The 14,975-nt window shown below is 61.4% G+C and carries 10 protein-coding genes and 1 tRNA gene; 7 read left to right on the top strand and 4 right to left on the bottom strand.

Going from position 1 to position 14,975, the window contains the following annotated elements; all coding sequences use genetic code 11:
- The first annotated feature begins 328 nt into the window (after positions 1–328).
- From fdnG to F8N43_RS06280, 7 genes are all read left to right on the top strand, one after another.
- Complete coding sequence (gene fdnG, locus F8N43_RS06315) at positions 329–3,394, top strand: formate dehydrogenase-N subunit alpha (protein ID WP_150636474.1); 3,066 nt, start codon at positions 329–331, stop codon at positions 3,392–3,394.
- Positions 3,395–4,330 (top strand): formate dehydrogenase subunit beta, encoded by a 936-nt coding sequence (gene fdxH, locus F8N43_RS06310; protein WP_150629567.1) that lies wholly within the window; start codon positions 3,395–3,397, stop codon positions 4,328–4,330. It begins immediately after the preceding gene.
- Entirely contained in the window at positions 4,327–4,980 is a 654-nt protein-coding gene (locus tag F8N43_RS06305; protein ID WP_150636476.1) for a formate dehydrogenase subunit gamma, read from the top strand. Before fdxH ends, F8N43_RS06305 begins: the two co-directional genes overlap by 4 nt.
- A gap of 5 nt (positions 4,981–4,985) precedes the next feature.
- Positions 4,986–5,912: a formate dehydrogenase accessory protein FdhE gene (gene fdhE, locus F8N43_RS06300; protein WP_150629563.1), complete on the top strand. Its 927-nt coding sequence runs from the start codon at positions 4,986–4,988 to the stop codon at positions 5,910–5,912.
- 413 nt (positions 5,913–6,325) lie between these two features.
- Positions 6,326–7,747, top strand: coding sequence for an L-seryl-tRNA(Sec) selenium transferase (gene selA, locus F8N43_RS06290; protein WP_150629559.1), 1,422 nt, complete (start codon positions 6,326–6,328; stop codon positions 7,745–7,747).
- Entirely contained in the window at positions 7,744–9,651 is a 1,908-nt protein-coding gene (gene selB, locus F8N43_RS06285) for a selenocysteine-specific translation elongation factor (protein ID WP_150653420.1), read from the top strand. Before selA ends, selB begins: the two co-directional genes overlap by 4 nt.
- Before the next feature lie 6 nt (positions 9,652–9,657).
- Positions 9,658–9,753 (top strand) — tRNA-Sec (locus F8N43_RS06280).
- Between the two features lie 8 nt (positions 9,754–9,761).
- On the opposite strand, the gene F8N43_RS06275 is transcribed toward F8N43_RS06280, so the two are convergent.
- The 4 genes from F8N43_RS06275 to F8N43_RS06260 all read right to left on the bottom strand — a co-directional run bounded on the left by F8N43_RS06275 (position 9,762) and on the right by F8N43_RS06260 (position 14,922).
- Entirely contained in the window at positions 9,762–11,081 is a 1,320-nt protein-coding gene (locus F8N43_RS06275; RefSeq protein WP_150653419.1) for an OprD family porin, read from the bottom strand.
- 57 nt (positions 11,082–11,138) lie between these two features.
- Complete coding sequence (locus F8N43_RS06270; protein ID WP_150629553.1) at positions 11,139–11,792, bottom strand: hydrolase; 654 nt, start codon at positions 11,790–11,792, stop codon at positions 11,139–11,141.
- A 148-nt stretch (positions 11,793–11,940) separates the two neighbouring features.
- Entirely contained in the window at positions 11,941–13,644 is a 1,704-nt protein-coding gene (gene phaC / locus F8N43_RS06265) for a class I poly(R)-hydroxyalkanoic acid synthase (RefSeq protein WP_150653418.1), read from the bottom strand.
- Between the two features lie 99 nt (positions 13,645–13,743).
- Positions 13,744–14,922, bottom strand: a complete 1,179-nt coding sequence (locus F8N43_RS06260) for an acetyl-CoA C-acetyltransferase (protein WP_150653417.1) — start codon at positions 14,920–14,922, stop codon at positions 13,744–13,746.
- Positions 14,923–14,975: the final 53 nt, after the last annotated feature.

The raw sequence follows: 14,975 nt of genomic DNA, 5'->3' as shown, positions 1-14,975 counted from the left end.
CATAAAGGCCGGGATTAATTCGGCAGACATGATAAGCGCCAAGCCGTGCGGGAGCGAGCCTGCTCGATGGCGTGAGCAACTCCATGCCTGTGGGAGCGGGCTTGCCCGCGATGACGTCGGTACAGCCAGCATCATTATTTGCTGATCTTCCGCCATCGCGGGCAAACCCGCTCCCAGATATTCAGACAAACGTCCGGCGGTCGGTTTTCACACTGTCTTCTTCTGCATTGTCTAGAGTTTGAAGTGTCGGTAGCCACGCTGCCGTCACCGTGATTGTCCAGAAAAGCCCGGCACAAGTACCGGGTCTCCACCTGATCAGGAGTGCACGATGGATCTCAACCGTCGTCAGTTCTTCAAGGTCGCCGGTATCGGCCTTGCAGGCTCGAGCCTGGGCGCGCTGGGCATGGCCCCGGCGCCGGCCTTCGCCGAGCAGGTGCGTCACTTCAAGCTTGCCCACACCCATGAAACCCGCAACACCTGCCCGTACTGCTCGGTAGGCTGCGGCTTGATCATGTACAGCCAGGGCGATGCCGCCAAGAATGTCGCGCAAAACATCATCCACATCGAAGGCGATGCCGACCATCCGGTCAATCGCGGCACGCTGTGCCCGAAAGGCGCGGGCCTGCTGGACTTCATTCACAGCCCCGGCCGCTTGCAATATCCGCAGGTGCGCAAGCCGGGCAGCACGGAGTGGACGCGCATTTCCTGGGATGAAGCGCTGGATCGCATCGCCGACCTGATGAAGGCCGACCGCGACGCCAACTTCATCGAGAAAAACGCCCAGGGCGAAACGGTGAATCGCTGGCTCACCACCGGTTTCCTCGCGGCCTCGGCGGCGTCCAACGAAGCGGGTTACATCACCCACAAAGTCATTCGCAGTCTCGGCATGCTGGGGTTCGATAACCAGGCGCGTGTCTGACACGGCCCGACGGTGGCAAGTCTTGCCCCGACGTACGGCCGTGGTGCCATGACCAATACCTGGACCGATATCGCCAACGCGAACCTGATCCTGGTGATGGGCGGCAACGCTGCAGAAGCGCACCCGTGCGGTTTCAAATGGGTGACCGAAGCCAAGGCGCACAACGCCGCGCGGCTGATCGTGGTTGACCCGCGATTCACCCGTACCGCGTCCGTGGCCGACTATTACGCGCCCATCCGCACCGGCACCGATATCGCCTTCATGGGCGGACTGATCAATTACCTGCTGACCGAGGACAAGATCCAGCACGAGTACGTACGCAATTACACGGACGTGTCGTTCATCGTCAAAGCCGGGTATGGCTTCGAGGACGGAATCTTCAGCGGGTACGACGTGGCCAAACGCGCGTATACCGACAAGTCCGGCTGGGGTTATGAACTGGGTGAAGACGGCTTCGTCAAGGTCGACCCGACTCTGCAAGACCCGCACTGCGTCTATCAATTGATGAAGCAGCATTACAGCCGCTACAACATTCAGTTAGCCAGTCAGATTTGCGGCATGCCCGTGGAAGCCATGCAAAAGATCTGGGAAGAGATCGCCACCTGCTCGCAACCGGGCAAGACCATGACGATCCTCTATGCCCTGGGTTGGACGCAGCACTCGATCGGTTCGCAAATCATTCGCAGCGCCGCCATGGTGCAGTTGCTGCTGGGCAACGTTGGTATGCCGGGCGGGGGCGTCAATGCCTTGCGCGGGCACTCCAATATCCAGGGGTTGACGGACCTGGGGCTGCTGTCCAATGCACTGCCGGGCTATCTGACGTTGCCGCAGGACGCGGAGCAGGACTACAACGCCTACATCATCAAACGCACGCAAAAACCATTGCGGCCGGGGCAGCTGTCCTACTGGCAGAACTACAGCAAATTCCACGTCAGCCTGATGAAAGCCTGGTACGCCGGCAACGCTACGGCCGAGAACAATTGGGCGTACGACTATTTGCCGAAACTCGACATTCCCAACTACGACATCCTCAAAGTGTTCGACCTGATGGGGCAGGGTAAGGTCAACGGCTACATGTGCCAGGGCTTCAACCCGATTGCCGCGTTGCCCGACAAAAACCGGGTGATGGCGGCGCTGGCCAGGTTGAAATGGCTGGTGGTGATGGACCCGCTGTCCACCGAGACCTCGGAATTCTGGCGCAACGTCGGGCCTTACAACGACGTCCAAACCGCCGGCATCCAGACCGAAGTGATTCGCCTGCCTACAACCTGTTTCGCTGAAGAAGACGGCTCGCTGGTCAACAGCAGTCGTTGGCTGCAATGGCACTGGAAAGGCGCCGACGGCCCTGGCGAAGCGCGCACCGACGTGCAGATCATGAGCGAGCTGTTCCTGCGCCTGCGTCAACGCTATCAAGCCCATGGCGGCACTTATCCCGACCCGATCCTCAAACTGTCGTGGCCCTACAGGATTGCCGACGAGCCGGCGCCGGAAGAGCTGGCCAGGGAGATAAACGGCTACGCCACCACCGACTTCACCGATGCGACGGGCGTGGCGATCAAGGGCAATGCGCAGCTGGCCGGCTTCGGCCAACTCAAGGACGATGGCAGCACCGCCTCAGGTTGCTGGATTTTCTGCGGCAGCTGGACCGAGACCGGTAACCAGATGGCCCGGCGCGACAACAGCGATCCGTACGGCATGAAACAGCATCAGGGCTGGGCCTGGGCCTGGCCAGCGAACCGACGGATTCTCTACAACCGCGCCTCGTGCGACCCGCAAGGCAAACCGTGGGACGAGAAAAAACGCCTGGTGTGGTGGAACGGCAAAGTCTGGGGCGGTACCGACGTGCCGGACTTCAAGGCCGACTCGCCACCGGAAGCCGGGATGAATCCGTTCATCATGAACCCCGAAGGCGTGGCGCGGTTCTTTGCCGTCGACAAGATGAACGAAGGCCCGTTCCCGGAACACTACGAGCCGTTCGAGACGCCCATCGGCATCAACCCGCTGCACCCGGAAAACAAGAAAGCCACCAGTAACCCGGCGGCGCGGATCTTTGATTCAGTGTGGGATTCCCTCGGCGTGGCCAAGGATTACCCGTACGCCGCCACCAGCTACCGGCTGACAGAGCATTTCCACTTCTGGAGCAAGCATTGCAAGCTCAACGCCATTTCCCAGCCTGAGCAGTTCGTCGAGATCGGCGAGGTGCTGGCCAAGGAAAAAGGCATCGTTGCCGGTGACCGGGTGCGGGTCAGCAGCAAGCGCGGGCATATCGAAGCGGTAGCGGTGGTGACCAAGCGGATACGTCCGCTGCAGGTCAACAATCAGGTGGTGCACCAGATCGGCATCCCGTTGCACTGGGGATTTACCGGGCTCACGCGTCACGGTTACCTGACCAACACCCTGGTGCCGTTCCTCGGCGATGGCAACACCCAGACCCCGGAATCCAAGTCATTCCTGGTCAACGTGGAGAAAGTCTAAATGGCCAGCCAAGACATCATTGCCCGCTCGGCCACCACGACGGTTTCGCCGTCAGTGCGCAATCAGGAGGAAGTGGCCAAACTGATCGACACCACCAAGTGCATCGGCTGCAAAGCCTGCCAGGTCGCCTGTTCGGAATGGAACGAGCTGCGCGACGACGTCGGTCACAACCTCGGCACCTACGACAATCCCCAGGACCTGAGCGCGGAGACCTGGACCCTGATGCGCTTCACCGAGCACGAAACCGACGCCGGCAACCTCGAATGGCTGATCCGCAAGGACGGCTGCATGCATTGCGCCGAGCCGGGCTGCCTGGCGGCGTGCCCGAGTCCGGGGGCGATCATCAAGCATGCCAACGGCATCGTCGATTTCGATCAGGACCACTGCATCGGTTGCGGTTATTGCATCACCGGCTGTCCGTTCAACATCCCGCGGATCTCGCAAAAGGATCACAAGGCCTATAAGTGCACCTTGTGCTCGGACCGGGTCGCGGTGGGCCTGGAACCGGCCTGCGTGAAAACCTGTCCGACCGGGGCGATTGTGTTCGGCACCAAGGACGACATGAAGGAACACGCCGCCGAACGTATCGTCGACCTCAAGAGCCGCGGCTTCGCCAACGCCGGTCTTTACGATCCCGAAGGCGTGGGCGGCACGCACGTCATGTACGTGTTGCATCACGCCGACACTCCGGTGCTGTACGCCGGTTTGCCGAACAGCCCGACGATCAGTCCGCTGGTGGAATTGTGGAAAGGCGTAAGCAAACCCCTGGGCTTGCTGGCCATGGGACTGGCGGTACTGGCCGGGTTCTTCCATTACGTGCGCATTGGCCCGCAGTTGGTTGAGGAAGATGAACTTCCGGTCCTCAAAGACCCTGCGGTACACGAAGTCGATCCGGCGGTGCACACCTTCGATCCGCGCGGGGAGGACAGACCATGATCCGCAGACAGATCCTGCGCTACACCTCGAACCAGCGCACCAACCACTGGCTGGTGGCGATCTCCTTCATCATGGCGGCGTTGTCGGGGCTGGCGCTGTTTCATCCGGCGCTGTTCTGGCTCAGTCACCTGTTCGGCGGCGGGCCATGGACACGCATCCTGCATCCGTTCATGGGCGTGGTGATGTTTGTGCTGTTCCTGGGGCTGGTGATTCAATTCTTTCGGGCGAATTTCTTTATCAGCAATGACCGCTTGTGGCTGCGCCGCGTCGGGCGGGTGATCCAGAACGAGGAGGAGGGCGTGCCGCCGATCGGCAAGTACAACCCTGGGCAGAAGCTGCTGTTCTGGACGTTGCTGCTGTGCATGCTGGTGTTGTTGTTCAGCGGGCTGGTGATCTGGCGCGCATATTTCAGCGAGTATTTCGGCATCACCGCGATTCGCTGGGCAATGCTGCTGCATGCCTTGGCGGGATTTGTATTGGTGTTGAGCATCATCGTGCACATCTACGCCGGCATCTGGATCAAAGGCTCGGTGAGCGCCATGGTGCATGGCTGGGTCAGTCGCGCCTGGGCAAGGAAACACCATGAGCTCTGGTACCGGGAAGTGACGCGCGACGAGCACCCCGAACGACCGGTCAGCAAAAAAGGATAAGCACCTTGGCGACGATTCTTGAGCCTGGCGAGATTGAAGCGGCGGCGAGTTCTCCGCCGTTACTGCACCTGCCGCCGAACAACCTGTTCGCGTTGCGCGCGCGGCGACTGGAACGGTTGGCTGAGGGGCATCCTTTGGCCGATTACCTGCTTTTGGTGGCCGGGCTGTGTGATGTTCAGCAGCAGATGATGGACGATCCGCCCGTCAATGCGTTGCCCAATTCCGAACGCTTGCGGGTTTGCCAGCAGCATGGCTTCCCGCCGTTCGCTGCCGACGGTCTGGTGCGCGAGGACGATTGGTTGCCTTGGCTCGACGCGCTGTTGCAGCGTTATCGGCCACCGTCGCAACTGGAAGTCGAGAACGCGATAACCCGTTTGCGCAATGCCAGCGTCGGCCAACTTAAAGCCTGGGCAATTGCTTTGGTCAGTGGCCAGTTTGCGTTGCTGCCGGCGGAGTTGGTGCCCTTTCTGGGCGCCGCATTGCAGGCCGCCTGGAGCCATTGGTTGCTGAGCACGCCTGATCTGGCCTTGAAACCCGGCGACAGTCTCAGCCAGTGTCCGGCGTGCGGTTCGCCGGCGATGGCCGGGGTGATCCGCCATCGCGGCAAACACAACGGCTTGCGCTATCTGGTGTGTTCGCTGTGTGCCTGCGAATGGCATGTGGTGCGGGTCAAATGCGTGTATTGCGAGCAGAGCAAGGGGCTTGAATATGTCAGCCTCGATGATGATCGCCACGCCGCCAACCAGGCACCATTGCGCGCTGAAGTCTGTCCCGGTTGTCGCAGTTACCTGAAACTGTTGTACCTGGAAAACGACGCTGACGGCGAAGCGCTGTCGGGTGACTTGACCAGCCTGATGCTGGACATGCGCCTGGAACAGGAAGGGTATCAACGGTTGGCGCCGAATCTTTTGTTTGCGCCTGGGGGGGACTGAAGCTTCTCTGTTGGCTTGGGGGACATATCCGTTGCTGCGCAGAACTTCCACTCGGCCTCTCGAGGGGCGACCACCGCTACAGCACCGCGAGGCGGCCTTCCGGCGACCTGGCTCTTTGATAGTTCGCATTCCCCTGTGGGAGCTGGCTCGCCAGCGATGATCGTTAACGATGACGCGGGCTGCCTGAATAAACGCGTTGTCTGAGCGTCCATCGCTGGCAAGCCAGCTCCCACAGGATTTTTGGCGGGTCTGACATGGGGGGCACCGCCGATGTTCTTGACGGAATTCAGGTCGGCTGTCAGGCCGCCATCGTACGAGCGCCAGGCGTACGCAGATTCATTGTGGGAGCGAGCCCGCTCGCAAAGAGGCTCAGCGGCTACACTCAGGCGGTCAGCCGTTTACGGGAGCCCCTGATGTCCTCCAGATCTGCCAGCCCGGCCTTGCGGCTACCTTCCATCGACAGTTTGCTGCGCCATCCTGCATGTCAGCCACTGGCCGAGCGTTATGGGCGCGAGGCGCTGCTGGCCAGTTTGCGGCAACTGCTGGATGACCTGCGTGAGCCGGTCCTTTCAGGGCAACTCGACGCCATCGAAATCACCCCGGAAACCCTGGCGGGCAGGGCTGGCGAGCGCCTTGCCCGGCAGCATCGCAGCCATGTCCGCCGCGTATTCAATCTCACCGGCACCGTGCTGCACACCAACCTCGGTCGCGCGTTACTGCCGCAGGAAGCGATTGACGCGGTGCAGATGGCCGCCCGTTATCCGCTCAACCTGGAATTCGACCTGCACAGCGGCAAGCGCGGCGACCGCGACGACCTGATCGAAGGCCTGATCCGCGAGCTGACCGGCGCCGAAGCCGTGACCGTGGTCAACAACAATGCGGCCGCCGTGCTGCTGACGCTCAACAGCCTGGGGGCGCGCAAGGAAGGGATCATTTCCCGGGGCGAACTGATTGAAATCGGCGGCGCTTTCCGCATTCCCGACATCATGGCCCGGGCGGGTGTCAGGCTGCACGAAGTCGGCACCACTAACCGAACCCATGCGAGGGATTACGAAGCCGCCATTGGACCGCGCAGTGGTCTGGTGATGCGAGTACACGCCAGCAACTACAACATTCAGGGTTTCACCACGAGCGTGCCGACTGCCGAGCTGGCAGAGCTGGCGCACCAACACGGTTTGCCGCTGCTCGAAGACCTCGGCAGCGGCAGCCTGCTGGACCTGACTCGCTGGGGCTTGCCCGCCGAACCGACGGTGCGCCAGGCTTTGCTCGACGGTGCAGACATTGTCACCTTCAGTGGCGACAAGTTGCTCGGCGGCCCTCAGGCCGGGTTGATCGTTGGTCGCAAAGACCTGATCGCCAGGATCAAGAAGAACCCGCTCAAGCGTGCGTTGCGGGTGGACAAGTTGACTTTGGCGGCCCTCGAAGCGGTGTTGGGGTTGTATCGCGATCCTGATCGGCTGGCCGAACGGCTGCCGAGCCTGCACCTGCTGACCCGGCCGCAGGCTGACATCCTTGCTCAAGCCGAACGCCTGCAACCATCATTGGCGCAGGCTGTGGGCGAGGGCTGGAGCGTCAGCGCAGTGCCGGCGCTGGGCATGATCGGCAGCGGCAGCCAACCGGTAGCTCGGTTGCCGAGCGCGGCTTTATGCCTGCAGCCACTGGTCAGTAAGCGCCTGCGCGGACGGCAATTGTTGGGGCTGGAAGCCGCGTTTCGTCATCTGGCCATTCCGGTGCTGGGCCGAATTGACGACGACGCGCTGTGGCTGGATCTGCGGCAACTGGACGACGAGCCGGCGTGGCTGGCGCAACTCGATCAACTGCAGGTGACCGGGTGATCGTTGGCACCGCAGGGCACATCGATCACGGCAAGACGTCCTTGCTGCAGGCCTTGACCGGCCAGGCGGGCGACCGTCGCCGGGAAGAGCGTGAGCGGGGCATGACCATCGACCTCGGTTATCTGTATTGCGCGCTCGAACCCGGTGCGGCCCTGACCGGTTTTATCGACGTGCCCGGTCATGAACGCTTCACCCACAACATGCTGGCCGGAGCGCAAGGCATTGATCTGGCGCTGCTGGTGGTGGCCGCCGATGACGGCGTCATGCCCCAGACCCGCGAACACCTGGCCATCGTCGAACTGTTGGGTATTCCTCGGGCATTGATTGCGATCACCAAATGCGACCGGGTCGATCCTTCCAGGGTTCAAGCCGTACGCGAACAGATCGCCACCTTGCTGGCGCCCGGCCCATATGCCGGTGCGCCGCAGATTGCGGTGTCGAACACGACGGGTGAGGGCATCGAAACGCTGCGTCAGGCTTTGCTGGATGCACAAAAAGACGTACTCCTGCGCAGTGCCCACGGCGGGTTTCGCCTGGCAATTGATCGGGCTTTCAGCGTCGCCGGCGCGGGAATTGTGGTGACCGGTACGGCGTTGTCCGGACAGGTGGCGGTCGGCGACACGCTATTGCTCGGTCCGCAGGGCAAACCGGTGCGGGTGCGCGGCCTGCATGCGCAGAATCAGGCCGCCGACAGCGCCACGGCGGGCCAGCGAGTGGCGTTGAACCTGAGCGCCGAGCGCCTGGCACTGGAGCAGATTCATCGGGGGCACTGGCTGTTGGCCGAGTGGCTGTATGCGCCGACGCAGCGGCTGGACATTGACATGCACCTGTTGGCCAGCGAAACCAGGGCATTCGAACATTTTCAGCCGGTGCACGTGCACCTCGGGACTCAGGATGTAACGGGGCGAGTGGCGTTACTGGAGGGTTCCAGCCTGGCGCCGGGTGAGCGAATGTTCGCGCAACTTCTGCTCAATGCATCCGTGCAAGCGGTGAACGGCGACCCTTTGATCCTGCGTGATCAAAGCGCTCAGCGCACCCTCGGCGGTGGCCCGGTGCTGGACCCGTTCGCGCCATCGCGACAGCGCCGAATCCCGGAGCGCCTGGCGCAATTGCAGGCGCTGGCCACGAAGACAAGTCTGGAAGACGTCTTGCCGGTGTTGCTGGCCAACAGCGACGCCGGACTTGACCCGCAGCGTCTGGAGCGTCAGTTCAACCGCCCGCGCAGCACCTGGAATTTACCCGAAGATGTCCGCCTGATCGACACGCGTCAGGGACAGCTGTTGTTCAGTGCACTGCGCTGGGAAACGCAAAAAGCACTGTTGCTGGAACATCTGGCACGCTTTCATCAACTGGAACCGGATCAAATGGGCCCGGACCGGGATCGCCTGCGCCGGTTCAGCGGCACGGCGCTGGACCGTGCGACGTTCATCAGCCTGGTCGACGAACTGTTGGCCGGCGGCACCCTCGCTGCCAGCGGACCGTGGCTGCATTTACCCGGTCATGAAGTACGGCTGAGCGCGGAGGACGAAGCCCTGTGGCAACACTTGCAACCGTTGTTCGAACAGGCAGGATTCGATCCACCGTGGGTGCGTGATCTGGGTTTCGATGAGCTGGCGGTGCGCTTGCTGCTGCGCAAGATGGCGCGCCTGGGCTTGGCGCATCAAGTGGTCCGTGACCTGTTTTATACCGATGCGATGCTGCGTCGTCTGGCGGCTATGCTTTTGCAACTGGCGGCGCAAAACGAGGTGATTCAAGTCACGGCGTTTCGCGATGCGGTGGGCCTGGGGCGCAAACGTAGCATCCAGATTCTCGAATACTTCGACCGGCTGGGCCTGACCCGACGCTTTGGCGACAAACGTCATATCCGCCTCGACAATGCCCTGGCGCAACGAGCCGAACACTGACTTCAAGGAAGGCAATCGCGCCCGGTGGCGCGGCCGGGCTTCAAACCCGGTTGGGGACGGCATCCGTTCCCGGGCAGGTTCGACTCCGGCTGCCTTCCGCCATTTTTCCTTCACAGATGCCCGAAGTTCAGCGGGTACTGGATGACCACGTACACCCGGTCGATGTCATCGCCTGCCTGGGCGGTGTTGGCTCGATGTGACACATGGGACAGTTGCAGGGACAACCCTTTGGCTGTGCCGGACTGCACGACGTAGCGCAGGTCTATGTCGCGCTCCCAATGCCGGCCGCCATCGCCTTGTTGCGGCACGTAGTCACCGACTGACTCATCAAAAGGGTGGTAGGCGCCGCCCTTGGGCGCATGGGTGCCGTCGATCTGGCTGCCCGTGACGTAACGGGTCATGAATTTCAGACCCGGAACGCCGTAGGTGCTCAAATCGAGGTCGTAACGTGCCTGCCACGAGCGTTCGTGGGCGCCGTTGAAGTCGGCGTATTTGATCGAGTTGGCGAGGTAGATCGAGTCGCCACCGACGAAGTCGAACGGCGTGTCGCCATTGATTTTTTGAAAGGCCAGGGTAAAGGCCTGCGCATCGACGGTGTACTTGCCCGACAGGCTGAACGCGGTGTTATCGATGGCACCTGCCAGCGCCTGGCCGGTGTCCCGTGTCTGGTAGAGGTTGGCGTCGAGGAAAACACTGGACTGTTTGAGGTGCAGATTGGCGTAGTACTGATGCCAGGTGTCGGTCAGTTCAGAAGCATACAGCGCACCCCCGAGCGGACTTTGGGTGAACATGTCGGCGCCGACAAAGGTGATGCCGCCGGCCTCGGTATTGGCGCCGTAACCGTAGAAGTCGTCCTTGGCTGATGAATGGTCCTGATTCTTGAACGCCGTGAAGTGTCCGGCCTGCAGCGTCGTGCCATCGAGTTCGCGACTGTTCAACAGAAAACCGCTGGCGTATTCGGGTTGCAGGCGTTTGTCTGAGGTATCGAAAACCGGGGTTTCGACCATCATTTCGCCGAAGGCCAGAGTCGTTTTCGATGCCTTGATTTTCAGCGCGCCGCCGCCACTGGAATATTCGCTTTCGCTGCGACCGTCACTGTCCAGCGGCAACAGTCCGGTGCCGGAGTGCCCCTTGCCACCGTCAAGTTTCAACCCCAGAAACCCGTGGGCGTCGAGCCCGAATCCAAGGCTTCCGGGTGTGAAACCAGATTCAAAAGAGCTGATAAACCCTTGAGCCCATTCGGCTTTGTAGTTCTTTTCCGCCGGTGACGGCGATCGATAGTCGTTGTTGAGGTAGAAGTTTCGGCTCAGCACTTCAAGCTTCGCGCCGTCCAGAAAGCCCTGCGATTCATCCGCCAGGACCATGCCCGAAAACAGCACGGGCAAGCACACGCACAACCTGCGATTGAGGTCTCGTGAGGAAAACGTCATCGATCAATCCACCGCGAGATGAGGCGACTCCGGTGTGCCCGGAGTCGCGACTGTTACTTAATGGGCTTCGGACGCGCCGAACATGCTCTTGGCGTAGATCAGCCCCAGGCCGTAGGCGCCGCCGTTGGCAATCGAGGTCTTGACGGTTTCGTCATAGGTTTCGCCGCGAGCCCAGTCGCGTTGCAATTCAAGCAGGTATTGCAACGAAGTCATCGGCCGCGCGCCGATCTGGATCATGCGCTGCATCGCCATTTCATGGGCTTCGGTGGTGACGTCGCCACAGGCGTCGGCGATCACGTAGACCTCAAAACCCTGATCGATGGCCGACAGCGCCGGGCCGACGATGCACACGGAGGTCCACAGGCCGGCGAGGACGATTTTCTGTTTGCCGAACGCGTTCACTTCAACGGCAATGCGCTCGTCTTCCCAGGTGTTCATGCTGGTGCGGTCGATGACGTTGTGTTCCGGGAATACCGATTTGATTTCGTCGAAGATCGGGCCGGAGAAGCTTTTCTCGGCAACGGTGGTGAGAATGGTCGAGACCTTGAAGCCGCGGGCAGCCTTGGCCACCAGCGCGGCGTTGTTGCGCAGGGTCACGGCGTCGATCGACTTGGTCGCAAAGGACATCTGCGACTGGTGGTCGATCATGATCAGCGTGTGGTCGGTCGGGGTCAGCAGGGTTTTGCCGGGAACTGCTTTTGCGATAGCCATGGCGATGTCCTTTCAGGATGAGTGAGGAGGCCATGGTGGCGTAGAGTCGGGCGGGGATCTTGAACCGATGTGCTGTGTTTTGGCTTTGTTGCGGGGCGAGATCAACGAGACGCCCCGCGCAATAAACGCTATTGCGCGGGACTGCCGATCATTGCATCACGTACTGACCGGGTGCCGATGCCAGTGCAGGGTATTGCGCATTGCCGGTGTGCAGCACCGAAGGCTGGCGTTCACCGGCGTGTCCGGCCAGCCAGACGAACCAGTCATTCCACCAGCTACCGCAATGTTGCTCGGCATTCTTGAACCAGGTGTCGGGGTTTTTCGTGACCCGGTTATTGGTCCAGTAATGGCGCTTTTCCTTGGCCGGCGGGTTGATGACCCCGGCGATATGTCCTGAAGCGCCCAGTACGAAGCGCTTGGCGCCGGCCAGCAGTTCGGTGCTGGCGTAGGCGCTGCGCCACGGCACGATGTGATCGTCATGGGTGGCGAGGATGTACGCCGGCGCGTCGATGGCGCGCAAGTCGAGCTTGACGCCACAGCAGTCCAGTTCGCCGGATTTCAGATCGTTCTGCAGGTAGGTGTGGCGCAGGTACCAGCAATACATCGGACCCGGCAGATTGGTGCTGTCGTTGTTCCAGAACAGCAGGTCGAGGGCGATCGGTTTTTGACCCTTGAGGTACTTGTCGACGTTGTAGTTCCACCACAAATCATTCGGGCGCAGCAGCGAGAAGGTGTTGCCCATGTCCTCACCCTTGAACAGTCCGATCGGGCCGTCAACGCCACCGATGGTGCGCTCGCGGTAAGCCACCAGTTGCTCGTCGACGAAGATGTCGATGGGGCCCGTGTCGAGGTAATCGAGGAACGTGGTCAACAGGCTGACGCTGGCGATCTCGCGATCACCACGGGCCGCCAGCACGGCCAGCGCGGTGCTCAGCAGCGTGCCGCCAATGCAGAAACCGACGCAATTGGGCCGTTGCTCGCCGCTGATTTCGCGGGTCACGTTCAGGCCTTTGATGATGCCGGTTTCGATCAGGTCATCCCAGGTGGTGCCGGCGTGTGCCTGATCGAAGTTGCGCCACGACATCAGAAACACCGGATGACCTTGTTGCAACAAATGGCGAACCATCGAGTTGTCCGGGCGCAGGTCGAGGATGTAGTACTTATTGATCGACGGCGGGACGATGAACACCGGGCGCCGGTACTGGGTTTCGCTTTGCGGGTAGTACTGAATCAGCTGGAACAGTTCATTCTCGAACACCACTTCGCCAGGGGTGCTGGCCAGGTCGACACCGACCTTGAAGGCGCCGCTGTCGCACTGGCGCATCTTGCCTTCCTGCAGGTCGCTGGCCAGGTGCAGCAGGCCCGTGAGCAGGCTGCCGCCTTGAGTCTCTGCGGCGCGCTGCAATGCATCGGGATTGCTCGCCAGAAAGTTGCTCGGTGCGCCGGCGGCGATGGCTTGTTCCACCAGATACAGCAGGCGCTGGCGTGGTTTTTTGTCTTTGATCGGGAGCTTGTCGAGCAGTTTGAGCAGGAACCCGGCGTTGAGCAGGTAAAAAGCAGCGAGGGAGCCAAACAGCGGCTCGCTCCAGTTGCCACTGGCGAAACGTCGATCTTCAAAGATGAAGGGCTGGCCGCTCATCAACCGCTGGCCGAGGTCCGCCCATTGCAGTTGATAGTCTGATTGCAGGCTGTCCAGGGTGCCGCGCGGCAGGTCGAACCACTCGTTGTATTCCTGCCCGGTGAACCACGGATTGCTGCTGACCCATAAACGTAATTGTTGCACTGCAAAGGAGGCAATGAACGGAACCTGGCCGGACCAGAAGGTATTGAAGGTGTGCGCGTTATTGTCCATGGAACTCCTTGCCCACATCAGTAAACCGGGCAGAAAAAAACCGCGGTGCCGGACTTCGGCACCGCGTCAGCAGTCAAGCAAGCAGTCCTGTGTTTCTTCTTATCGTTCGATGATCAGGCTGACGCCTTGGCCGCCGCCAATGCACAAAGTCGCCAGGCCTTTTTTGCCGTCTCGGCGAATCAGTTCGTGCACCAGCGACACCAGAATCCGCGCGCCCGACGCGCCGATCGGATGACCCAGCGCAATCGCGCCACCGTTGACGTTGACCTTGCGGGTGTCCCAGCCCAGTTCTTTGCCGACCGCCAGTGATTGCGCGGCAAACGCTTCGTTGGCTTCGATCAGGTCGAGGTCGTCCAGGCTCCAGCCGGCCTTCTCCAGTACCAGACGGGTGGCCGGGACCGGGCCGATGCCCATGATCGACGGGTCGACGCCTGCGCTGGCGTAAGCTTTGATGCGTGCCAGCACCGGCAAACCGAGGGCCTGGGCCTTGGCTGCGCTGGCCAGCAGCAACACGGCGGCGCCATCGTTGAGGGTCGACGAATTGCCGGCGGTCACGCTGCCGTCTTTCTGGAACGCCGGTTTCAGGTTACTCAAGGCTTGCAGCGTGCTGCCCGGGCGAGGTTGTTCGTCGGTGTCGAACACCAGCGGATCGCCCTTGCGCTGAGGGATCAGGATCGGGGTGATTTCACGCTTGAAGTAGCCCGCTTCGATGGCGGCGGCCGCTTTCTGTTGCGAGGCGGCGGCGAAGGCGTCCTGGTCTTCGCGGTTGAGGCTGTACCGAGTGGCCAGATTCTCCGCGGTAATGCCCATGTGGTAGTCGTTGAAGGCGTCCCACAAACCGTCCTGAATCACGCTGTCTTGCAATTGCGCATGACCCAGACGCAGGCCGGTGCGTGCCTTGGGCAGCACATAGGGCGCCAGGCTCATGGTTTCCTGACCGCCGGCAATCACCAGTTCGGCGTCGCCGCAACGGATCGCCTGTACAGCCAGTTGCACGGCCTTGAGGCCCGAGCCGCAGACCTTGTTCAGGGTCAGGGCCGGGGTGGTAAAGGGCAGGCCAGCCTTGATAGCCGTCTGGCGTGCCGGGTTTTGTCCCGAGCCTGCGGTGAGGACCTGGCCGAGGATCACTTCATCGATCTGCGCACCGTCCAGACCGGTTTCTTCCAGCAGACGGCGAATCACTGTAGCGCCCAGCTCGGTGGCTGGAATCGCGGACAAGGCACCCTGAAAACTGCCAATGGCGGTACGAGTAGCGGCAACGATTACGACTTCGTTCATGCGTGACCTCATTAAAGTGTTGTCCAGCGGGAGCAGGGCGTCCTTGCCCTGAT

The organism is Pseudomonas fluorescens, from assembly GCF_902498065.1.
GTDB classification, from domain to species: domain Bacteria; phylum Pseudomonadota; class Gammaproteobacteria; order Pseudomonadales; family Pseudomonadaceae; genus Aquipseudomonas; species Aquipseudomonas fluorescens_BJ.
Note: the sequence above shows the minus strand (reverse complement) of the source record. Positions and strands in the feature narration are given on the sequence as shown.

What these genes read in the sequence shown, in the direction of transcription:
- fdxH (WP_150629567.1), top strand. Translation starts at nt 3,395, where the DNA reads ATGGCCAGCCAAGACATCATTGCCCGCTCGGCCACCACGACGGTTTCG.
- F8N43_RS06275 (WP_150653419.1), bottom strand. Translation starts at nt 11,081, where the DNA reads ATGACGTTTTCCTCACGAGACCTCAATCGCAGGTTGTGCGTGTGCTTG.
- phaC (WP_150653418.1), bottom strand. Translation starts at nt 13,644, where the DNA reads ATGGACAATAACGCGCACACCTTCAATACCTTCTGGTCCGGCCAGGTT.
- F8N43_RS06305 (WP_150636476.1), top strand. Translation starts at nt 4,327, where the DNA reads ATGATCCGCAGACAGATCCTGCGCTACACCTCGAACCAGCGCACCAAC.
- selA (WP_150629559.1), top strand. Translation starts at nt 6,326, where the DNA reads ATGTCCTCCAGATCTGCCAGCCCGGCCTTGCGGCTACCTTCCATCGAC.
- F8N43_RS06260 (WP_150653417.1), bottom strand. Translation starts at nt 14,922, where the DNA reads ATGAACGAAGTCGTAATCGTTGCCGCTACTCGTACCGCCATTGGCAGT.
- F8N43_RS06270 (WP_150629553.1), bottom strand. Translation starts at nt 11,792, where the DNA reads ATGGCTATCGCAAAAGCAGTTCCCGGCAAAACCCTGCTGACCCCGACC.